At 71.5% G+C, this 19,685-nt stretch carries 20 protein-coding genes; 5 read left to right on the top strand and 15 right to left on the bottom strand.

What is annotated here, in order from left to right:
* Nucleotides 1-9: 9 nt before the first annotated feature.
* The gene (locus tag ACIF83_RS22340; RefSeq protein WP_393481885.1) at nt 10-213 is read right to left on the bottom strand and encodes a hypothetical protein; all 204 of its coding nucleotides are present in this window, start codon (nt 211-213) and stop codon (nt 10-12) included.
* Nucleotides 214-399: 186 nt separating this feature from the next.
* Here ACIF83_RS22340 and ACIF83_RS22335 point away from each other — a divergent pair, with 186 nt between their 5' ends.
* The 3 genes from ACIF83_RS22335 to ACIF83_RS22325 are packed head-to-tail and all read left to right on the top strand — an operon-like array spanning nt 400 to nt 3,561.
* The gene (locus ACIF83_RS22335; RefSeq protein ID WP_398138616.1) at nt 400-1,182 is read left to right on the top strand and encodes a DUF6338 family protein; all 783 of its coding nucleotides are present in this window, start codon (nt 400-402) and stop codon (nt 1,180-1,182) included.
* The gene (locus ACIF83_RS22330) at nt 1,172-2,368 is read left to right on the top strand and encodes a KamA family radical SAM protein (protein ID WP_393481879.1); all 1,197 of its coding nucleotides are present in this window, start codon (nt 1,172-1,174) and stop codon (nt 2,366-2,368) included. The genes ACIF83_RS22335 and ACIF83_RS22330 overlap by 11 nt, the downstream gene beginning before the upstream one ends.
* 5 nt (nt 2,369-2,373) lie before the next feature.
* The gene (locus ACIF83_RS22325) at nt 2,374-3,561 is read left to right on the top strand and encodes a TerD family protein (RefSeq protein ID WP_393481876.1); all 1,188 of its coding nucleotides are present in this window, start codon (nt 2,374-2,376) and stop codon (nt 3,559-3,561) included.
* 54 nt (nt 3,562-3,615) lie between these two features.
* On the opposite strand, the gene ACIF83_RS22320 is transcribed toward ACIF83_RS22325, so the two are convergent.
* From ACIF83_RS22320 to ACIF83_RS22290, 7 genes are all read right to left on the bottom strand, one after another.
* Nucleotides 3,616-4,194 (bottom strand): TetR/AcrR family transcriptional regulator, encoded by a 579-nt coding sequence (locus ACIF83_RS22320; RefSeq protein WP_393481873.1) that lies wholly within the window; start codon nt 4,192-4,194, stop codon nt 3,616-3,618.
* A 73-nt stretch (nt 4,195-4,267) separates the two neighbouring features.
* Nucleotides 4,268-4,906: a 2'-5' RNA ligase family protein gene (locus ACIF83_RS22315; protein ID WP_399729216.1), complete on the bottom strand. Its 639-nt coding sequence runs from the start codon at nt 4,904-4,906 to the stop codon at nt 4,268-4,270.
* 86 nt (nt 4,907-4,992) lie between these two features.
* On the bottom strand, nt 4,993-6,000 hold the full coding sequence (locus tag ACIF83_RS22310) for a 1-aminocyclopropane-1-carboxylate deaminase (protein WP_393481868.1): 1,008 nt from the start codon (nt 5,998-6,000) through the stop codon (nt 4,993-4,995).
* Nucleotides 6,001-6,013: 13 nt separating this feature from the next.
* Complete coding sequence (locus ACIF83_RS22305; protein ID WP_393481865.1) at nt 6,014-6,661, bottom strand: GntR family transcriptional regulator; 648 nt, start codon at nt 6,659-6,661, stop codon at nt 6,014-6,016.
* A gap of 93 nt (nt 6,662-6,754) precedes the next feature.
* Nucleotides 6,755-8,338, bottom strand: coding sequence for a TROVE domain-containing protein (locus ACIF83_RS22300; RefSeq protein WP_393481862.1), 1,584 nt, complete (start codon nt 8,336-8,338; stop codon nt 6,755-6,757).
* A gap of 499 nt (nt 8,339-8,837) precedes the next feature.
* Nucleotides 8,838-10,313: an alkaline phosphatase PhoX gene (locus tag ACIF83_RS22295; protein ID WP_393481859.1), complete on the bottom strand. Its 1,476-nt coding sequence runs from the start codon at nt 10,311-10,313 to the stop codon at nt 8,838-8,840.
* 284 nt (nt 10,314-10,597) lie between these two features.
* The gene (locus ACIF83_RS22290; protein ID WP_398138610.1) at nt 10,598-12,025 is read right to left on the bottom strand and encodes a hypothetical protein; all 1,428 of its coding nucleotides are present in this window, start codon (nt 12,023-12,025) and stop codon (nt 10,598-10,600) included.
* A 266-nt stretch (nt 12,026-12,291) separates the two neighbouring features.
* Here ACIF83_RS22290 and ACIF83_RS22285 point away from each other — a divergent pair, with 266 nt between their 5' ends.
* Nucleotides 12,292-14,118 (top strand): endonuclease/exonuclease/phosphatase family protein, encoded by a 1,827-nt coding sequence (locus ACIF83_RS22285; RefSeq protein WP_399729211.1) that lies wholly within the window; start codon nt 12,292-12,294, stop codon nt 14,116-14,118.
* A gap of 15 nt (nt 14,119-14,133) precedes the next feature.
* Here ACIF83_RS22285 and ACIF83_RS22280 read toward each other — a convergent pair whose 3' ends face one another.
* From ACIF83_RS22280 to ACIF83_RS22260, 5 genes are all read right to left on the bottom strand, one after another.
* A complete protein-coding gene (locus ACIF83_RS22280; protein WP_398138608.1) occupies nt 14,134-14,871 on the bottom strand; it encodes an SRPBCC domain-containing protein in 738 nt (245 codons plus the stop codon).
* A 17-nt stretch (nt 14,872-14,888) separates the two neighbouring features.
* Nucleotides 14,889-15,497, bottom strand: coding sequence for an ArsR/SmtB family transcription factor (locus ACIF83_RS22275; protein WP_393481845.1), 609 nt, complete (start codon nt 15,495-15,497; stop codon nt 14,889-14,891).
* A 99-nt stretch (nt 15,498-15,596) separates the two neighbouring features.
* A complete protein-coding gene (locus ACIF83_RS22270) occupies nt 15,597-15,887 on the bottom strand; it encodes a DUF3618 domain-containing protein (protein ID WP_145874874.1) in 291 nt (96 codons plus the stop codon).
* An 86-nt stretch (nt 15,888-15,973) separates the two neighbouring features.
* Nucleotides 15,974-16,672, bottom strand: coding sequence for a hypothetical protein (locus ACIF83_RS22265; RefSeq protein WP_399729207.1), 699 nt, complete (start codon nt 16,670-16,672; stop codon nt 15,974-15,976).
* Nucleotides 16,669-16,809 carry a hypothetical protein gene (locus ACIF83_RS22260; protein ID WP_393481840.1) on the bottom strand — a complete coding sequence of 47 codons (141 nt, stop codon included), beginning with the start codon at nt 16,807-16,809 and terminating at the stop codon, nt 16,669-16,671. The genes ACIF83_RS22265 and ACIF83_RS22260 overlap by 4 nt, the downstream gene beginning before the upstream one ends.
* 173 nt (nt 16,810-16,982) lie before the next feature.
* Here ACIF83_RS22260 and dapA point away from each other — a divergent pair, with 173 nt between their 5' ends.
* On the top strand, nt 16,983-17,879 hold the full coding sequence (dapA, locus tag ACIF83_RS22255) for a 4-hydroxy-tetrahydrodipicolinate synthase (protein WP_393481837.1): 897 nt from the start codon (nt 16,983-16,985) through the stop codon (nt 17,877-17,879).
* Here the strand turns inward: dapA and ACIF83_RS22250 are convergent.
* Both ACIF83_RS22250 and ACIF83_RS22245 read right to left on the bottom strand, forming a co-directional pair.
* On the bottom strand, nt 17,866-19,077 hold the full coding sequence (locus ACIF83_RS22250; RefSeq protein ID WP_393481834.1) for a WD40 repeat domain-containing protein: 1,212 nt from the start codon (nt 19,075-19,077) through the stop codon (nt 17,866-17,868). The two genes, dapA and ACIF83_RS22250, sit on opposite strands and share 14 nt — an antisense overlap.
* Nucleotides 19,074-19,631 (bottom strand): SigE family RNA polymerase sigma factor, encoded by a 558-nt coding sequence (locus ACIF83_RS22245; protein WP_390856376.1) that lies wholly within the window; start codon nt 19,629-19,631, stop codon nt 19,074-19,076. Before ACIF83_RS22245 ends, ACIF83_RS22250 begins: the two co-directional genes overlap by 4 nt.
* Nucleotides 19,632-19,685: the final 54 nt, after the last annotated feature.

Below are 19,685 nucleotides of genomic sequence, written 5' to 3'. Positions count from 1 at the left end.
ACCCCGCCCTCAGTCCGTCGTCGCCGAGTCGGGTGGCTGCGCCGGTGGCACCGGGGGTGCCGGCGGCAGGGGGATGCCGACTGCGAAATCCGGTAACGCCTCCTCGCCGACCGTGGCATGGCCGCCGCGCAGGCCGTTTTCGGGCAGCTCGGGGACGTCCCCTTCGAAGTCGGATGGGTCGCAACTCAAGCCGTCGTCGGCTTCGTCGGCCATGGACAAACCTCCGCACCTGAAGGCCCGGTGACAGTCTCGACACGGAGCCACTACCGTGGGTGCCAGGCCTTGTACCCACTGCCACGGCCATCGACACCGGCCCGGAAAACGGCCCCGGCCCCGTCACATCGATCCTGATTTCGGCACCTCGTCCACGCCCGGTCGACCAAGCTCCGAGAGGATTCGATGCCGACCAACCTGACCGGCCTGGTCCTGTTCCTCACGTTGCTGGCCCCCGGATTCGTGTACCAGCGCCGCCATGCCCGTGACGTGCCGGCCTACGATCGCTCGGCCCTGGCCGAGACCACCGCGATCGTGCTCGTGAGCGTCCTGGCGGACTGGGTGGTCGGCGTCGTGTTCCTGCTGTTCGCGCGCCTCGCGCCGCACGCCGTCCCCGATGTGAAGGCACTGCGTGGCGATCCCGCCCACCTGACGGGGAACGCACTGTCCGTGGCGCTGTGGGGAGCCGGGCTCCTGGGGCTCGCGAGCGCGCTGGGCTACGGACTTGCCGCGGTCCGACGTACCGACAACCGCGCCGAGCGGCCGGGGTGGTGGTGGGCGTTCCAGGCGTATCCGGCCCGGCACCGTATCCACGACTACGTCGATTCGAGGATCTACGTCGGCTGCCGACTGCGGGACGGCTCGCATGTGGCCGGGACGCTGCTCAGCCACAGCCGGATGTCGGCCGAGACCGGCGACCGTGATCTGCTGCTGCGCGGCGAGATCAGGCTCAGATCCAGCGGCGCGACCGAGGAGACGGCGCTTCCCGAGGCGCACGTGATGATCGTGAGCGCTCGGGACATCGTATGGATGACGGTGACGTACAGCCGGGGCACGGTGCTGAAGAACGGTGTTCCACCACCCGCTCCGGCGTCCGGGCCCGGCTCCGGAACCGCGCCGGGACAGGCCCCGGCGGCCACGGTCACGGCGGGCGGCGACGGAGAGGGGAGCGGGAGCAATGGCGCGTGAGCACCGTCCGAACGCGGTGATCAGGGACCTGTCCCGGGTCGACGGCCTGCCCCCGGGCGAAGCCCGGGCGCGCGCGGCGGTCGTTCGCGAGTTCGAGTTCCGGATCACCCCCTACTACGCCGGCCTCATCGACTGGAGCGACCCGCGTGATCCGCTGCGGCTGATCGTCATGCCGGAGGTCGAGGAACTGTCCGACACCCTGGACTTCGACCCCAGCGACGAGGCCGCCAACACCCGGGTGCGCGGTCTGCAGCACAAGTACCCGCCGACCGCCCTGCTGCTGCTCACCGACGTCTGCGCGACCTACTGCCGCTTCTGCTTCCGCAAGCGTTTCACCCTCGCCACCGACCCCGCGCACCATCTGCGTCCGGAAGGCGAACTGGACAGCGCCGAACGCGAGACGACCTTCGACATCAGCGAGGGCGTGCGCTACATCCGCGCCCATCCGGAGATCGACAACGTCCTCCTCACCGGCGGCGACCCCCTGATGCTCTCTCCTTCCCGGCTGGCCTCGGCGCTGGCCGAGGTCCGCTCCGTGCCCCACGTCGACGTCATCCGGATCGGCACCAAGGTCCCCGCCTTCGACCCCGCGCGGATCACTCCGGAGCTGGCCGGCACCCTAGCCTCGGCCGCCCGCGCCGACGCCCGCACCCACGTGATGTGCCACTTCACCCACAGCCGGGAACTCACCCCCGAGGCCCTGGCCGCCACGGCCCGGCTGCAGGAGGCGGGCCTCGTCCTGACCAACCAGACCCCCCTCCTGCGCGGCGTCAACGACGACCCCGAGGAACTCGCCCGGCTGCAACGGCGTCTGGCCTCGACCGGCACGGCGCCTTACTACGTGTTCCTGTGCCGGCCGACCCACGGCAACGAGCGCTACGCCGTGCCGCTCGCGGAGGCCGTGGACATCATCACGGCCGCCCGCGCCCGGCTCAACGGCCTGGCCAAGCGCTTCCGCCTCGTCGCCTCGCACGCCACCGGCAAGATCGAGATCCTCGGCCGCCACGCCGACGACCTCGTCTTCCGCTATCACGAAGCCCGTGACCCCGCCGATCAGGACCGGCTCCTGACGTGGCCCGCCGAGCATCCGCTGACCTGGCTGGACGAGGTCGTCGCCGCGAACCGAGCGGGCCGTTCCCCGGGTAAGGGAACGGTAAAGCGCTTCCGCTCGTTACCTCAGGCATGACAGCTATGACCCCAGGCTCGAACATCTCCCTGTCGGCCGCCCGCGTGACGGTGGACGTCTCCGCGCCGGTGCGGCTCGACGTGTCGGGCCTGCTGCTCACCGGCGACGGCAAGGTGCGCTCCGACGACGACTTCATCTTCTACAACCAGCCCGCCGGGCCGGGCGTGACGTACACGTCCGGTGGTGGCGCGGCGCCCGACGCGATCACGGTCGACACCGGCGCCGTGCCGCCGGACATCGAGAAGATCGTGGTCACGGCCAGCCCGGACGCGGCCGGCCAGACCTTCCAGGGCATCGAGCCGACGGCCACGATCCGGGACGCGGACGGCGGCTCGGTCCTGGCCACGTTCACGCCACCGCAGCTCGGCACGGAGACGGCGCTGGTGATCGTGGAGATCTACCGGCGCAACGGCCAGTGGAAGGCCCGCGCCGTCGGCCAGGGGTACGCCAACGGCCTGGCCGGCATCGCGACGGACTTCGGTGTGACGGTGGAGGAGCCCGCCGCGGCACCGGCGGCGGCACCGGCCGCACCGCCGGCCCCCGCCGCGCAGGCACCTGTCGCACCGCCCGTTCCTGCGGCACCGCCCGCTCCGCCCGCCCCGGTGCCCGGCGCCGGGAAGATCAACCTGGACAAGGGCCGGGTCAGCCTCCAGAAGAACCAGACCGTCTCCCTGGTCAAGGGCGGCCGTCCGCTGCTCTCCGTGGTGCAGATGGGCCTCGGCTGGGAGCCCGCGTTCCACAGCAGGGACATCGACCTGGACGCCTCGGTCATCGCCTACGGCCCGCAGCGCAACGCCGTCGACAGCTGCTACTTCGGCAAGCTGACGATCCTGAACGGCGCGATCAGACACTCGGGTGACAACCTCACCGGCGAGGGCGGGGGCGACGACGAGGTGATCACGGTCGACCTCGGCCGCCTCCCCCAGGAGGTCACCGGCCTGGTCTTCACGGTCAACTCCTTCTCCGGCCAGAAGTTCACGGAGGTCGCCAAGGCCTACTGCCGCCTGGTGGACGCGGCCACGGGAGAGGAGCTGGTCCGCTTCGACCTCACCAACGCCGAACCGCAGACCGGCGTCATGATGGCCAAGCTCATCCGCCAGTTCTCCGGCGAGTGGGACATGACGGCAATGGGCGACTTCGTGAAGGCACGCACGGTACGCAACATGGTCGAGCCGGGAGCACGGGCCCTGTAAGCGGTCGTACGGCACAGCCATCGGCGCCCCCGCCGGTCAGGGGGCGCCCGGTTGTCAGGCCTCCCCGCGCGAGCGAAGCCCCTCCGTGAGCAGGGACAGATAGCGCCGTATCTGCTGCCCCTGCCCGCTCGCCAGCTCCGACGCCGACGCCACGCCATGCGCCAGCCGCAGCACCTCGATCGGCTCGACGTCCCCGCGCAGGCTGCCCTCCCGCTGCGCCGCCTCCACCAGCCGCCGCGCCGCCTCCTGCAGATGCGTGCCACAGGCCGTGGCCGCGACGGAGCTGCCGTCGGTGACGGCCGAGCCCAGGAGCGTCTTCATGCCGCGCACCTGGATCGTCCCGACGCACACCTCGTTGAGCCACTCCACCAGCGCCTCGCCCGGCGGAAGTGCCGCGGCGAACTCGTCGGCCCGGGCCGCCATGGCCTGGATCCGGTCCACGTACGCGGCCTCCAGCAGCGCCTGCCGGGTCGGGAAGTGCCGGTAGAGCGTGCCGGAGCCGACACCGGCGCGCTTGGCGATGTCGTCCAGCGAGGCGTTCTCCCCATGCTCGGCGAAGGCCTCGGCCGCCACCTTCAGCAACCGCTCGTGGTTACGCCGAGCGTCCGCACGCATGGGTCTGACCTGCGCCATCCAGATGCTCCTCGCCGACCGGGGATCCTCTCCGCAGATTATCGAGCACCACGAAAGGCTCACCGCGGTCCGGTCAGTGCCGCTCCGGCGGCTCGTACCCGCCACCCACCGGGTCCGGCCCCGGAGTACGGCGCACCTCGCCGGTGCCCAGGCCGATCGTGGCACGCGTCCGCATGGGGCCGTCACCGCGGCGGGAGAGCAGTTCGATCCCGGCCACGCGCGCGTGCAGCACGTCGAGCCGGGCGGCGCATTCGGCCGCGAGGACGCGCGGGACGTGGGTGCGCCCGAGCGAGAGGTGCGGGGTGAAGCGCGGGAAGCGGTCCACGCAGTACGGGAAGGGCTCCGCGAGCGTGCGCTGAAGCTCCGTCCAGGGCGCTGCGCCGGCCGCCGCGGGGTCGAGCCACACGGTGGCGTAGGACCGGTGACGGAAGAAGCGGACCCCGCTGAGCCGGATGTCGAAGGGCTCGCACGCGGCGGCCGCGGCGGCCAGCAGCGGAAGCGCCGCCGGGAAGTCCTCCTCCGGTACGAAGCCGAAGACCAGGTTCACATGGGGTGGCCAGCGGCGGATCTGCGGGTCGTGCTCGGCTCGGATGCGCTGGATGGCGGGCCACAGTTCGGCCGGGGGAAGCCAGGCCACGGCGGTCCGGGGCGTGGGGGCCGACTCCGGACGGGCGAGGGCGCCGCCCGGGCCGGGCGTCGAGGGGCAGGGCACACCGCCATCATGACCCTGCCCGCCGACGGCCGCTGCCCGGCCGCACCCGGGCCGCCCGCCGTGTACCGCCTAGAACCATGTACCGCCTAGAACAGCGCGCTGTACGCGTTGAGCGCGGGCTGGCCGCCCAGGTGGGCGTAGAGCACCGTCGAGTCCGGGCCGATCTCGCCGCGCCGGACGAGGTCGACGAGCCCGGCCATGGACTTGCCCTCGTAGACGGGGTCGGTGACCATGCCCTCGGTACGGGCGGCGAGCCGCATGGCGTCCAGGGTGGACTCGTCGGGAATCCCGTACGTCCCCGCGTGGTACCGCTCGTCCAGCTCGACGGTCAACTCACCCTTGACGCCGATGAGTCGGCCGGTGGCGTGGGCGATCCGGGCGATCTGCCCGCGGGTACGTGCGGGCTCGGCCGAGGCGTCGATGCCGAGCACCCGGCGCGGCCGGCCGCCCGCCTCCTCCAGGGACCGGAATCCGGCGACCATGCCCGCCTGCGTCGAGCCGGTGACCGAGCACACGACCACCGTGTCGAAGAAGACGCCCAACTCCTTCTCCTGTTCGGCGACTTCATGAGCCCAACGGGCGAAGCCGAGGCCGCCGAGCGGATGGTCGGAGGCGCCGGCCGGAATGGCGTACGGCTTCCCGCCCGCCTCTTCCACGTCCCTCAGCGCCTGCTCCCAGCTCTCCTTGAACCCGATCCCGAACCCGGCCCGCACCAGCCGCACCTCGGCCCCGGCGAGCCTGCTGATCAGGATGTTGCCCACCTTGTCGTACACGGAGTCCGGCCACTCCACCCAGCTCTCCTGCACCAGCACGCACTTGAGCCCGGCGCGGGCCGCGACGGCGGCGACCTGGCGGGTGTGGTTGGACTGCACCCCGCCGATCGAGACGAGCGTGTCGCAGCCCTGCGCGAGCGCGTCGGCGACCAGGTACTCCAGCTTGCGGGTCTTGTTCCCGCCATAGGCGATCCCGGAGTTGCAGTCCTCCCGCTTGGCCCACAGCGCGGCGCCGCCGAGGTGGGCGGTCAGGCGCTCCAGGGGGTGTACGGGCGAGGGGCCGAACAGCAGTGGATAGCGGGCGTAGGAAGACAGGGACACGGGACCTCCAGGTTCAGTCGGGGTCGGCCAGGTCTGCGAGGGTGCGCCAGATGTCCGCCGTGACCCGGACCGCGCCGTCCACGTCACCGTCGGCGCAGGCCTCGATCAGCCGCTCGTGCAGCCCGGCCGAGCGGCACGAGCCGCCCTCGCCGAAGCGCTGCCGCTCCAGGCGGCGGATGAGCGGGGTGTAGCGGGCGACGGTCGCGGCGGCCGCGCGGTTGCCGCTCACCCGGACCAGGACGTCGTGCAGCTCGTCGTCGGCACGCAGGGCATCGTCCACGTCACCGGTGCGCACGGCGGTGGCGAACCGGTCGCCCGCCGCACGCATCCGGTCGAGGTCCGCCGGGCTCAGCCGGGGCACGGCGACCCGGGTGGCCAGTTCGTGCATGGCCCCGACCACCGCCGCCGCGTCCCGTACGTCGGCGGCGACGAGCGGGGTGACCCGGGTGTAACTCTGCGGCTTGCTCTCCAGCAGCCCCTCGTCCACCAGGCGCGCGAAGGCCTCGCGCACGGGCGCCCGGGACAGTCCCAGCCGCTCGGCGAGGTCGGCGTCGCGCACCACTGCGCCGGGCTCGATCTCCCCGGCCACGATCGCGTCCCGGATCGCCGCGTAGGCGCGGTCCCGGAGCAGGGTGCGGGGAACGGGTCGTAGCGTCTCCACGATCTGAAATGTTAGATATCAGTAGCGGCACAGGCAAGGGTGTGGCCCGCACCCCCCGTGGAAGTGCGGGCCACGATCAGCACCGGCCGCTGGTCAGGCCTGCCACGGCCAGCGGGAGTCACGAGCGTCCTCCAGCAGGGACACCATCCGGAAGGCCGAGTCCGAAAGGCCGCCGAAGGTGTGCCTGTTGCCCGCGCCCGACGGCCCGTGGCCCGCCCGGTAGCCCTCCAGGTTCCAGGTGTAGACCGGGATGCGGGACGGGATCTGGGCGGTCGGGTCGCCCTGCTGGTGCGGGGAGTACTGCTCGTCGGTGACGATCAGCACCCGGTCGTGCTTCTGGTAGTGCCGGCGCACCGCCTCCGTGGTGTCGGTGCCACCGAGGTTGCCGAAGCGCTCCAGGATCTTCAGCACCGACTCGCCCTTGCGGAACTCCACCTTCGCGCTGGTCGAGCCGAACTCGACCAGGTCGGCGTCCGCCGCCCGCAGCGCGAGCGCGGTACCGAAGATCGCCGCCGCGTCGGCCCGGGTGAGCCGGTCGCGCTCGGACACCGGCGACCAGAACATCGAGCCCGACCGGTCGACCAGCACCAGCGTCCGGCCCGGCAGCGCGGGCACGTTGGCCAGCGAGTGGCCGAGCGCCTGCTCCAGCGGGTACGCCCAGCGCAGCGAGGGCGCGTGCCGGTAGGCGGCCAGGTAGCGGAAGGGGAACTGCCGCGAGCGTGCCACCTGCTGCGGGTCGCTGATCTTCGCCGCGACCTGGGCGGCGACCTCGTCCGAGACCCCCGCCCCGTCGAAGTTCCGCAGATTGCGGACCAGTGCCATCGTGCCCATGGACGGGATCACGGCCTCCCAGGCCGCCTTGTCCATCGGGCCCTGCAGCCAGCCGGCCAGCGCCTCCCAGGTGATACCGGCCGCCGCCAGCCGCTCGGCGCCGCCGGGCGCGGTGACGACCGCCCGCCGCTGCTCGACGGGCAGCGCCATCAGCTCGCGGTGCGCGGTGAGCACCGGGCTCGACGCGGGCGGCACGGCGGTGTCCGGGTTGTGCCGCCGGTCGAGCGCGTACCGGAACAGGTCGCCCTGCCACGGCTTGTCCGCTTCCGGCGACGCGTGCACCAGGTTGAGGATGTCGCCGAAGCGGTAACCCTTGGACGCGGTGTCGTACTTGAGCAGCGACTTGGCGTGGTACAGCCGTCGTACGGCGTCGGCGACGCCGCGCTTGACGGGCTTGGGGACCGCGCGTCCGTACGTCGCCGTCCAGTACGCGAGCAGCTCGCCGGGCTCGTCCGGGCGCTGCAGCACGGATGCCACGACCTGTCGGTTGGACGGGCCGTCGGTCGCGCCCGCGGTCAGCCGGGCGTGCACGTACTCGGCGGCGCCCACGATCGAGGCCGTCCGCATGTTGCCCTCACCGCGCAGCCAGCCGAGCAGGCCGGCCGTCCACTCCGGGTCGCTGACCGCGAGGTCGCGGAGGAGGCGGGTGAACCGGTCGTCGCGGTCGGCGCCGCTCTCGTAGAAGGTGTCCTGCGAGACGAAGTTGGAGACCGCGAGAAGGAAGAGTTCGGAGCGCGGATCGCGCTCCTGACCCCGGCCGCCCTCGTAGGTCCGCAGGATACGGCCCGTCGACGTCACCGCCGACTTCAGCTGTGCCTTGGCGGCACGCGCGTTGAATCGCGCCATGGTGAATTCCCCCGAATTCATTCGTGTTTCGGAGGGAGGCACAGCAAATGGAGGGTGTCCGAGATCAGGACTCGGCGGCGGACTTTCCCAGGTGCTCTACCGATTGAGCTACACCGGCCCGAAGCCGATGACGGGATTCGAACCCGCAACCGCCCGATCCCATGAAGTAACCGCTGCCTGCGCACCGGACACCCACCATGTGCTGCGCCTCCCGAGATCAATTCGGCGGCGGTCGTCGATTCTCTTTTCAAAAGAAGTAACCGCAGCCTGCGCACCGGGAGGTGCATGAAGTTTTCGGTGTCCAGAGATCGAGGTCGGCGGAACCGACGGTTGGTGCTCTATCCCCTGAGCTACACCGGCCCGTGGAGCCGGTGGCGGGACTCGAACCCGCGGCCTCCCCATTAAGAGTGGAAGTAGGTCCTGCCTGTCGCACCTGGACGTGGATCACTCTAGAAGGGGAGCCGCGGGACGAGCGAGCGAATTAATTACTGCGGGGACGTCAGTCGCACTTCTGCCGCTTCCAGGGGCCGGTGATGGCGAGCATGATGCCGGGCTCCTGGATGTTGGCGAACAGGGTGCGGCCGTCGGGCGAGAAGGTGACGCCGGTGAACTCGCTGTACTCGGGCTTCTCCGCGGTGCCGCCCGCCGCGGTAGCGGCTGGTGTAATCGCCAGGTCGTTGCGGGCGATCGGGTAGGTGCGGCCGCTCTCGGTGGCGCCGAACAGGTGCTGGACGCCCTCGCCGTCCTCGGCGATGACCAGGCCGCCGTACGGGGAGACGGTGATGTTGTCCGGGCCGTCGAAGTTGCCGTTGTCGGCGGACGGGTCCGGGTTCACGCCGAGGAGGACCTTGAGGGTCAGGGTCCGGCGCTTGGGGTCGTAGAACCAGACGGCGCCGTCGTGCTGGACGGGGCTCTCGGTACGGGCGTAGGAGGAGACGATGTAGGTGCCGCCGTCCCCCCACCACATGCCTTCGAGCTTGCGGGCGCGGGTGACCTGGCCCTCGGTGAACTGCTTGCGGACGGAGGTCGTCCTCGCGTCGCGGTCCGGGACGTCCACCCAGTCGACGCCGTAGACGGTGCCGATCTTCGTCGCGCGGGAGAGGTCGTCGATGAACTTGCCGCCGGAGTCGAAGCACTTGAAGGCCTGCAGGACGCCCGCGTCGTCGGCGAGGGTGCGCAGCTTGCCGCGGCCGTGGCGGTAGCCCTCCGGCGGGGTCCAGCGGTAGAGCAGGCCGTTGGGGCCGGCAGCGTCCTCGGTGAGGTACAGGTGGCCGCGCTTGGGGTCGACGACGACGGCCTCGTGGGCGTAGCGGCCGAGCGCCTTGACGGGCTTGGGGTCCCGGTTGGCCCGGCGGTCCTCGGGGTCGACCTCGAAGACGTAGCCGTGGTCCTTGGTCATGCCGTTCTGGCCGGCCTTGTCCTCGGTCTCCTCGCAGGTCAGCCAGGTGCCCCACGGGGTGTTGCCGCCCGCGCAGTTGGTGGAGGTGCCGGCGATGCCGACCCACTCGGCGACGTGGTCGCGGCGCACCTCGACCACCGTGCAGCCACCGGAGGCGGCGGGGTCGTAGACGAGGCCCTCGGTGAGCGGGACCGGGTACTTCCAGCCGGCGCGCGGGCCCTTCAGCTCGTGGTTGTTGACGAGGAGGGTGGCGCCGCGGGGGCCGTCGAAGGTGGAGGTGCCGTCGTGGTTGGACGGGGTGAACTCACCCGACTCCAGCTTGGTCCTGCCGCTGTAGGTGATGACCCGGTACGTGAAGCCCTCGGGAAGCGCGAGGATACCGTCAGGGTCCGGGATCAGCGGGCCGTAGCCGACGCCGTGGTGCCCGTGCGCCGACTCGCCGTCCACGGTCTCGATGTCGTCCGTGGCGGCGAGGGCGTTCGGGGCGGTGGCGAGGGCGCCGACGCTGCCCGCCAGTGCGACTCCGGCACCGGTGATCGCGGATTTCCTGGCGAAGTCCCTGCGGCTGAGCGACATGGTGTCTCCTGTGACGGTGGGCGTGCCGGGTGGAGGGTGGCGACCTCGTTGCGGCGCTCACGCTCCCGCCGCCTTTTGAACGGCGGTTGAACACCGGGCTACTTCAGAGACCCCTGTTCCATGAATCCGTATGCACAGACCCATGGCCACCCAAAACACCGGCCATGTTCTTCCCCGGCGTCACCAGCTCTTTTCCGCCGCAACGGCGTTCGACCACGCCGTCGCCATCACCATCGCCGTCACCATCGGGCCGTGCCCGAACCGTCCGCGATCGGCCGAGCCGCTCAACCCCCGTGTGCCGACCGCGCCTTGAAGGCGGCCTTGCGCGCTTCCTTCGCCACCTTCTTGTCCGGGTGCAGCCGCCCCATCGCCTCCAGCACGTCCGCGGTGGCGGGGTGCTCCACCCGCCAGGCCGCCGCGAAGAACCCGCTGTGCTGTTCGGCGAGCCCCTCCACCAGCGCCTGCAGCTCCTCGGAGTTCCCCTCGGCCTGGAGCTGCGCGGCCAGTGTGTCGACGGTCAGCCAGAACACCAGCTCCTGCGAGGGTGCGGGCACGTCGGAGGCGCCGCGCTCGCTCAGCCACACCCGGGCGAGCCCGCCCAGCTCGGGGTCGTCCAGCACCTCCCGCAGCGCGTCCTCGGCCTCCGGGCCGACGAGGGACAGCGCCTGCTGGCAGCGCAGCCTGCGCAACGGCGCCCCGGCGTCGGCACCCCGCGCCGCGGCCAGCAACTCCCGTGCCGCGGCGAGCGGTTCCCGCCGGGCCAGCCAGTGCTCGATCTCGGCCTGGGCGGCGGACTGTCCGAAGTGGGCGGTGCCGTCGAGCAGCACGTCGGCGCCCTTGTCGGCGAGTTCACCGACCGCGGGTGCCTCGAACCCGGCCTCCAGCAGCCGCGCCCGCAGCCCGTAGGCGCCGAGCGGGGTCAGCCGGACCATGCCGTAGCGGGAGACGTCGGTGTCGTCCATCGGGGCCGCGGGCTCTTCCTCCCCGTCGGCCATCAGCGCCTCGTCCACGGGCTGGTACTCCACCAGACCGATCGGCTCCAGCATCCGGAACTGGTCGTCGAGGCGCATCATCGCGTCGGAGACCTGTTCCAGGACGTCGTTGGTGGGCTCGCCCATGTCGCTGGGGACGATCATCGAGGCGGCGAGGGCGGGCAACGGCACCGGAGCGACGCCGGATCCGTCCTCACTGACGGTCAGCAGGTAGAGGTTGCCGAGGACGCCGTCGAGGAACTCCGCCTCGGCCTCCGGGTCCCAGTCGAGTGACGAGAAATCGACCTCGCCGCCCTCGTCCATAGCGTCGACCAGACCGTCCAGGTCGGGCACGCTCGCGTCCGCGACGACGGTCTCCAGGGCGGAGCGCCAGACGGTGAGCACGTCGTGCGGGGAGCCGCCGGTCAGCAGCGCCAGCTCCTCCCCGGCCGCCACGGTCCCGGCTTCCTCGTCGGTGATCTCGACCAGTCCGGCGTCCACGGCCACCCGCCAGGCCTCGCTGGCGTACGCGGCGGCGTCGTCCCCGCTCAGTCCGAGCAATTCGGCGGCGGCCGGAAGCTGTTCCTCCACCAGTCCGCCACCGGCGTCCACGCGGGTGTCGGGTCCGGCCCAGCGGGCCAGGCGGGCGGCACGGGAGAGCAACGGCGTGGACAGCGCGGCGCGCGCCAGCTCCGCTTCGGGGTGCAGCCGTACGGGCGGCAGGGGGGAGCTGTCTGACATCGGCTGGTTCTCCTCGGACCGTGAAAGGACTCGACCGCTCAGCCTAGACGGATTTCCACCCATGCCGCCCGGTTCATCTCCCCGCCGGCTCTCGTACATGGCCGAAACCTTGACAACTCCCGGGCGCAGGCAGGAGATTGACGCGCGTAGAAGTTGGGGGGACAACTGTTCACTCTGCTCTACGCGTGTCACACAGGGCTACATGCCCCACACGCTTCCGTCACCACCTCGTCCCGGCGCTCACGTACGCCCCCGGAGGGATCCCCTTGCCGAGCAGGTCTTCCGCGCGCCTCGCCGCGCTCACCGTCGCCGCCGTCTGTTCCGCCGCGTCGGCCGTCGTCCTCACCTCGCCCGCGCACGCCGACTCGGTGCGCATCCACGACGTCCAGGGCACGACCCGGATATCCCCGTTCGCGGGCCAGAAGGTCACGGACGTGCCCGGCGTCGTCACGGCCACGCGCACCTACGGCTCCTCCAGAGGTTTCTGGATCCAGGACCCGACCCCGGACGACAACCCGGCCACCAGTGAGGGCGTGTTCGTCTTCACCAGCTCCGCACCGAAGGTCGCCGTCGGCGACTCGGTCACGGTGACCGGCACGGTCTCCGAGTACGTCCCGGGGGGTGCCTCCTCCGGCAACCAGTCGGTGACGGAGATCACCAAGCCGACGATCACCACCGTCTCGACGGGCAACGCGGTCCCGGCGCCGGTCGTGATCGACGAGGACTCGGTGCCGGACACGTACGCCCCGCAGGGCGACACCGCCGCCGCCGGCTCGATCAACGGCCTGACGCTCGACCCGTCGGCGTACGCCCTGGACTACTACGAGTCCCTGGAGGGCATGAACGTCCAGGTCGAGGACACCCGCGTGGTCACCGCGACCGACCCGTACAGCGAGCTGTGGGTCACGGTGAAGCCGTGGGAGCACCGCAACCGCCGCGGCGGCACGGTCTACGGCTCCTACGCGTCCCAGAACACCGGCCGGCTGCAGATCCAGTCGCTGGGCGCGACCGCCGACTTCCCGAAGGCGAACGTCGGCGACACCCTGGAGGGCGCCACCACCGGCCCGCTGGACTTCAACCAGTTCGGCGGCTACACCCTGGTCGCGAGCAAGCTCGGCACGCTGGAGAGCGGCGGCCTTGAGCGCGAGACCACGCAGAAGCAGTCGAGCCGCGAGCTGGCGGTGGCGACCTACAACGTCGAGAACCTCGACCCGTCGGACGCCACCTTCGACAAGCACGCCGCCGCGATCGTGAACAACCTGCAGTCGCCCGACATCGTGTCCCTGGAGGAGATCCAGGACAACAACGGCGCCAAGGACGACGGCACGGTCGACGCGAGCCAGACCGTGAACAAGCTGATCGACGCGATCGTCGCGGCGGGCGGCCCGAAGTACGACTGGCGCTCGATCAACCCGGTCAACGACCAGGACGGCGGCGAGCCCGGCGGCAACATCCGCCAGGTGTTCCTGTTCAACCCCGAGCGGGTGTCCTTCGTGGACCGCGCGGGCGGCGACTCCACCACCGCCGTCGGCGTCACGAAGGTCAACGGCAAGGCCCAGCTGACGGCTTCGCCGGGCCGGATCGACCCGGCGAACGCGGCCTGGAACAGCAGCCGCAAGCCGCTGGCCGGCGAGTTCGTCTTCCGCGGCAAGACCGTGTTCGTGATCGCCAACCACCTCAACTCCAAGGGCGGCGACCAGGGTCTGACCGCGCAGTACCAGCCGCCGGTGCGCAGCTCGGAGATCCAGCGCCACGCGCAGGCGACCGAGGTGAACGCGTTCGTCAAGGACATCCTGTCCGTGCAGAAGAACGCGAACGTCATCGCGCTCGGCGACATGAACGACTTCGAGTTCTCCGAGACCGCGAAGATCCTCGAGGGCGACGGCGAGCTGTGGTCGGCGATCAAGTCGCTGCCGAAGAGCGAGCGTTACACCTACGACTACCAGGGCAACCAGCAGGTCCTGGACCAGATCCTGGTCAGCCCGGCGATCCGGCGCGGCTGTGACTTCGAGTACGACAGCGTGCACATCAACTCGGAGTTCAACGACCAGATCTCCGACCACGACCCGCAGGTGCTGCGGTTCCGCCCGTAACCCGGTCCGGGGACCTCAGGACTGGCCGAACACGCCGTTCAGCCAGTCCTGCCAGGCGGTCTCGTTCGCCCGGGCGTCGGCGTCCGGCGCGAAGTCGTGGACGCTGATGCCGAGCGGCGCGCCCCAGTGGCCGCGTCCGAAGAAGCGGATGAGGGCGTTGTCGGTGCGCAGCCCGATGAAGTACGGGTTGCGGTAGTCGAGTACGGCGTCCAGGGTCTGCCCGCCGGGCCCCTGGACGCCGACCTTCGTGCCCGCGGCCGTGTCGTCCGCCAGGCCGAGCGCGTGGCCGACGGCGGCGAGCGCCCGCGGGGACTGCGAGGCCGCGGGCCCCTCCAGCTGGGCGAAGGTGACCGGCCTGGGCGCGAAGTGCGTGAGGTACTCGCACAGGGTGTGCAGGTAGAAGTTGGTGTGCTTGCTCGCGCCGTCGTACTGGTTGTTCCAGTCGTCGGTGAAGATGCCGCTGTGCACGTAGCGCACCCAGGCGCGGCGGCCCTCGTCGCGGGGCTCGATCGTGTAGTCGAGCTGGTTGACCGACTGGACCGGGAAGCCGACGTCCTCGCTGCGGTTGGTGTAGCGGTGGGGCGGATCCCAGGCGGTGACGGTGGACCCGAAGGGTCCGCTGCCGCCCACCCGGGGCTCGGGCGGGTCCATCGGCCAGAGGTAGCCGCCGGTTCCGGTGGTGACCGCCTCCCACACCTTCTCGGGCGGGACGTCGACCTCGAACTCGCGGACGATCTCGAATTCCTTGGACATGGTGAGGCTCCTGCTGCTTACCGATCCAGTTCGGGGGTGGGCTGGTCCTTGACCGTGGGGTGGAGGGCGACGACGATCCGGTGGTCGCGGCCGCCCTCGACGTCGGGGGCGTCGTACTTGCGGATCAGTGCGCTCACGCCCGCCGTCAGCTCCTGCACGAAGGCCGCGCGGTCGGCGGCGGAGGCGAAGCGGACCTCGCCGTCCAGGGCGTAGGTCGCCAGCCGTTTGCGGGCCCTTTCGGCGCCGGTGATCAGCGCGCCGACGTCCCGCACCAGGCGGGCGCCGAGCGCCAGCAGCCAGCGCGCGGAGAGCTGGTCACGGAAGCGCTCCGGGTCCGGCTGCACGGGGGCGAGCGCGGCGGGCGAGATGACGTACGACGCGGCGGTCGCGCGCATCAGCCGCTCGGTGACATTGCCCTTGCGGCGCTCCCCGGCCAGCTCGACCAGGCCGTGCCGCTCCAGCGCCTTGAGGTGGTAGTTCACCTTCTGCCGGGGCAGTCCGACCTTCCCGGCCAGCATCGCGGCCGACGCGGGTCCGGCGGCCAGTTCGGCGAGCAGCCTGGCCCGAATCGGGTCGAGCGATACGGCCGCCGCTTCGGGGTCCTCGATCACGGTCACGTCCAGCATGCGTCCACCCTCGCACCGAAAACTTTTTTTGTCCAGGTGGGCAGAATTTTCGGTGGGAGGGTGTGCGGAGCCGTCGTGCCGCCGTGGGCCGGGGCGCGGTCAGTGGTGCCGACGGCGCAGCACGCCTGCCGTGGCCAGGGCGGCGGCACCCGCCGCGCCCGCGATCAGCAGGGGGCCCGGGTGTGCGGCGGCGCTCGTGCGCAGCTGGACGGTCATGGCGCCGGCCTTGTCCCTGAGGTCGGCGGCCCGGGTGGACGCCCGGCCCTTCACGTCGGCCCTGTCCTTCCACTGGGCGACGCTGTGGCCGAGCCGGCTGCGGGTCTGTTCGAACTGGTGCCGCAGCTCGTCGGGGCCCTTGGCGCCCGAGCCGTGCGGGATGTTGTGCTTCATCGGTGTGCCCTTTCCTGATCACATCGCCGGCAGGGTGTTCCGCCTCCTCTCCCTGCGGAACATCCGGGTACCCCCACCGAAGACCGTCAGTCGTGCTCCGCTCCCCCGGCCCCGCGGTCGCCGAGCCGTGCGAGTTGGGTCTGGAACCAGTCGAGCCGGGCCTGCAACAGGGCTGCCTCCGCAACGAGTTCGGGTACGCCCAGCTCGCCGTCGGCCGTCAACCCGGCCTCCGGAGCCGACGGACCCACACCGCCCGCCGTCACCCGCAGGCCCTCCCCGGCCAGCCGGGCGAATCCGGCGAGCGAGACGGACGTACGACCCCGTGCACAGCCCGCGCACGCGGGGGCGAGACCCCTCCAGCCGGGCCTGCCCCAGTCGTCGTCGGCGGCGAGCGCGACCGCGGTGGCGCCACAGACGCAGGGGCCGACGGTCGCCGTGCGCACCCGCTGGCGGGCGTAGCGGAAGCCGCGCTCGAAGCGGATGTACGCGCCGAGCACGGAGACTTCCAGCAGGACCGCGGCCCGGTGTTCCGCCGTGCACAGCAGTGCCTCGGCGGCCGCCCGGTCGTGCACGCAGTGGAAGCCGCAGTCGCACAGGCGCGCGGGCGCGCGGTGTCTGCGCCCGTAGACGCAGGTGGCGTCGTCGAGCACGCCGTACGGCAGCGCGCTGCCCAGCGACACGCCGGTGAACCCGGCCCGGGTGCCGTCCTGGGACAGCACCGGGCGGGCGATCTTGTATCCGGTCGGCGGCTCCGCCGGGCGTTCGGCCGGGAGCCGCAGCCTCATCGGGCCGCCGGCACCTCTTCGCGGGCCGGCTCGACCGGTGCGCTGAGGGTGGTCTCCTCGGGGAGCTGGGGCTCCTCCTCGTGGACGAGCGGCCGCTCTTCGGCGACCCCGGTGGCCAGTGCCTTGCCGAGCTTCATGGTGCCTCCCATGACCGACATCGATGACCGTCCCGGCCCATGGTGACGCATGAACGGCCGAATTGCCCATAGGGCCTTCGGTCGCCCACCCCTTCGACTCATCAGGGATGCTTAGCAATACTCCTTAGTAGAATTAAGTAGAGCTTCACCGTCGCCCTGCCGAGACTACTCCCATGACGAATCGACGCCGGCCTTTCGGCCGCACGCTCTGCGCGATGATCACCCCGTTCACCGAGGCGGGCACGCTCGACGTGGAGGGGGCGCGGCGGCTGGCCGGCCGGCTGGTGGCCGAGGGCTGCGACGGCCTGGTGCTGAACGGCACCACGGGTGAGTCGCCGACCACCACGGACGCGGAGAAGGCGGCGCTGATCGCGGCCGTGCGGGAGACGGTCGGCGCCGGCGTCCCGCTGGTCGCGGGCGTCGGCACCGCCGACACCCGGCACACGATCGAGCTGGCCCTCGCCGCCGAGAAGGCGGGCGCCGACGGTGTGCTGGTGGTGACGCCGTACTACAGCAGGCCGCCGCAGGAATCGCTGGAGGCGCACTTCCGCCAGGTCGCCGACGCGAGCGGGCTGCCGGTGATGCTCTACGACATCCCGGGCCGCACCGGCACCCGGATCGAGCCCGAGACGATGATCCGCCTCGCCGGGCACCCGCGGATCGTGGCGGTCAAGGACTGCTCCTACGACTTCCTCGGCACCCAGAAGGTGCTGGCGCACACGGAGCTGGCGTACTACGCGGGCTGCGACGAGCACGTCCTCGCGCTGTACGCGGTGGGTGCCGCCGGGTGCGTGAGCACCGTCGCCAACGCCGTGCCGGGTCACATCGCGGCCGTCCTGGACGCGTTCGACGCGGGTGACACGGCACGCGCGAGCGAACTCCAGCTGCGGGCCACGCCGTTGATCGAGGCGATGATGGACGCGGGCCTGCCCGGCACGGTCACCGCCAAGGCGCTCCTCGGTGAACTCGGCCTGCCCGCGGGCCCGGTGCGGGCACCGCTGCTGCCCGCCGGCCGGGAGACGGCCGACGGGCTGCTGGCACGGTACGAGGAGCTGGTCAGCGGGTCGTGAACAGCGGTTCCCAGCGGCCGCCGCCGTTGAACTTCGGCGAGCGGAAGCCGCTGAGCGGCTGCACCTTGTCGCTGCCCACGGTGACGAGGACCAGCCGCTGGTGGAACTCGTTGCCGTCGCCGCCGATGCCCCACGCGATCAGCCGCTTGCCGTCGGCCCAGGCCAGCAGCTGCTGACCGGGAACCTTGGTGACCATCTTGCCGGTGAGCGGGTCGATGATGGCGGAGGCGATCTCGTTGCCCCGCCCGGCGAAGTCACCCGCCGCGTACTTCCCGTCGGGCGAGAGGCCGGCGTCGACGTAGGGCGCCACGTGCTTCTCCGCGGCGGGCGTCGGGACGTCGGTGCCGTCGAGGGCGTGGTACTGGCGGTACGGCTTCTCGGTCATGGGTTCCCAGAGGTACTTCCCGTCGTGACTGAACTCCATATCCGTGCGTGCGTTGCCGCCCATCCCATATTTGTCCTTCCAGAAGGGCAGCTTGTGCCACTGCCCCGTGCCCGAGGCGACGTCGATCAGGGTGAACCCGGTCCGGCTGGGCACCCCCTGCGGCTCCATCTTGGAGTTGACCTCGACCTTGGCGCTCCAGAAGGCGCGGTCGGGGTTCTTGGCGTAGGTGGTGACGGCCAGCTTGGTCCCGTCCGGCGAGAAGGCGGCCCCGCCGGCGCCCTGCGGCACCGGGATCCACCGCTTGACCTCGCCGCTGGCCAGGTCGAGGAGCCCCACCCGGGTGGCGGGCAGCTCGCGCTCCAGCACGGCGGCCGTGCGCGCGCCCGGCGCGACGGTCACGAAGGACCAGCGGTCGTCCTTCTTGTAGGTGCCGGTCCCGGGATCCAGCAGCCGGTAGGTCCGGGTGTAGATCCAGTCCTTGTTGGCCAGCTTCACGGTCTTCGGAGTGCTGTACCCGGCCATGAGGGTGTCCCCGGCGCCGATCAGCTCGCGCGGCGGCGACTGGTCGGGGTGGGCCACGACCCGGCCGTCGGAGACGACCGCGGGCCGTACGTCCCGGCCACCGGCGTCGAGCAGCGGCACACCCACGGCGACGGCGACCACGGCCGCGGCGGACGCGGCGACCACGGAGATCCGGCGGGTACGACGCCTGCGGCGCAGCACGAACACCCGGTCGGCGAGGTTCGCGGACGCGGGCTGCGTCTGTCCCGCCATCTCCTTCAGGGAGTCGCGTACCAGTTCCTCGACGTTCACGGACGCACCTCCACGGGCGAGAAGTCACGGGACGGCCGCTGGTCGTTGCCGTCCGGGCCGAGCGCGGCCAGCTCGGGCGCGAGGGTGCGCAGCCGGGCCAGGGAGCGGTGGGTGGTGGACCGTACGGTGCCGACGGAGCAGCCGAGCAGCCGGGCCACGTCGGCCTCGGGCAGGTCCTCGAAGTAGCGCAGCACCAGCACGGTGCGCTGGCGCGCGGTGAGCCGGGACAGGGCGGTGCGCAGCACGAGGCGCAGCTCGGCGGTGCCGGAGGCGTCCGGGGCCGCGGCGGCCTCCGGCAGCTCGGCGACCGTGACCTCACGGCGCCGCCACTTCAGCCGCCAGCGGCTGACCTGCTGCCGGTAGAGGATCCGCCGGACATAGGCCTCCGGCTCGTCGATCCGCTGCCACCGCCCGGCCGCCTTGACCAGCGCGTTCTGCAGCAGATCCTCGGCCGCGTGCTGGTCCCCGCCACTCAGCAGGACGGCCGTCTTCAGCAGCGCCGAGGACCTGCCGGCCACGAACTGTCGAAAACTCTCCTGCGCTTGGGCATCCATCGTCACCTTCTCTTCCCCCGGGCCGACCTGCTGTCCGAGCCCTGTACCCCATGT

Source organism: Streptomyces sp. NPDC085866 (assembly GCF_044541035.1).
In the GTDB taxonomy this organism is placed as follows: domain Bacteria; phylum Actinomycetota; class Actinomycetes; order Streptomycetales; family Streptomycetaceae; genus Streptomyces.
The sequence above is the reverse complement of the archived record's forward strand: the minus strand, read 5'-3'. Positions and strand labels throughout refer to the sequence as shown.

Coding starts and splice junctions, on each gene's coding strand:
- ACIF83_RS22340 (WP_393481885.1), bottom strand. CDS start 213: ATGGCCGACGAAGCCGACGACGGCTTGAGTTGCGACCCATCCGACTTC.
- ACIF83_RS22335 (WP_398138616.1), top strand. CDS start 400: ATGCCGACCAACCTGACCGGCCTGGTCCTGTTCCTCACGTTGCTGGCC.
- ACIF83_RS22330 (WP_393481879.1), top strand. CDS start 1,172: ATGGCGCGTGAGCACCGTCCGAACGCGGTGATCAGGGACCTGTCCCGG.
- ACIF83_RS22325 (WP_393481876.1), top strand. CDS start 2,374: ATGACCCCAGGCTCGAACATCTCCCTGTCGGCCGCCCGCGTGACGGTG.
- ACIF83_RS22320 (WP_393481873.1), bottom strand. CDS start 4,194: ATGGCGCAGGTCAGACCCATGCGTGCGGACGCTCGGCGTAACCACGAG.
- ACIF83_RS22300 (WP_393481862.1), bottom strand. CDS start 8,338: ATGGCGCGATTCAACGCGCGTGCCGCCAAGGCACAGCTGAAGTCGGCG.
- ACIF83_RS22295 (WP_393481859.1), bottom strand. CDS start 10,313: ATGTCGCTCAGCCGCAGGGACTTCGCCAGGAAATCCGCGATCACCGGT.
- ACIF83_RS22290 (WP_398138610.1), bottom strand. CDS start 12,025: ATGTCAGACAGCTCCCCCCTGCCGCCCGTACGGCTGCACCCCGAAGCG.
- ACIF83_RS22280 (WP_398138608.1), bottom strand. CDS start 14,871: ATGTCCAAGGAATTCGAGATCGTCCGCGAGTTCGAGGTCGACGTCCCG.
- ACIF83_RS22275 (WP_393481845.1), bottom strand. CDS start 15,497: ATGCTGGACGTGACCGTGATCGAGGACCCCGAAGCGGCGGCCGTATCG.
- ACIF83_RS22270 (WP_145874874.1), bottom strand. CDS start 15,887: ATGAAGCACAACATCCCGCACGGCTCGGGCGCCAAGGGCCCCGACGAG.
- ACIF83_RS22265 (WP_399729207.1), bottom strand. CDS start 16,672: ATGAGGCTGCGGCTCCCGGCCGAACGCCCGGCGGAGCCGCCGACCGGA.
- ACIF83_RS22260 (WP_393481840.1), bottom strand. CDS start 16,809: ATGAAGCTCGGCAAGGCACTGGCCACCGGGGTCGCCGAAGAGCGGCCG.
- dapA (WP_393481837.1), top strand. CDS start 16,983: ATGACGAATCGACGCCGGCCTTTCGGCCGCACGCTCTGCGCGATGATC.
- ACIF83_RS22245 (WP_390856376.1), bottom strand. CDS start 19,631: ATGGATGCCCAAGCGCAGGAGAGTTTTCGACAGTTCGTGGCCGGCAGG.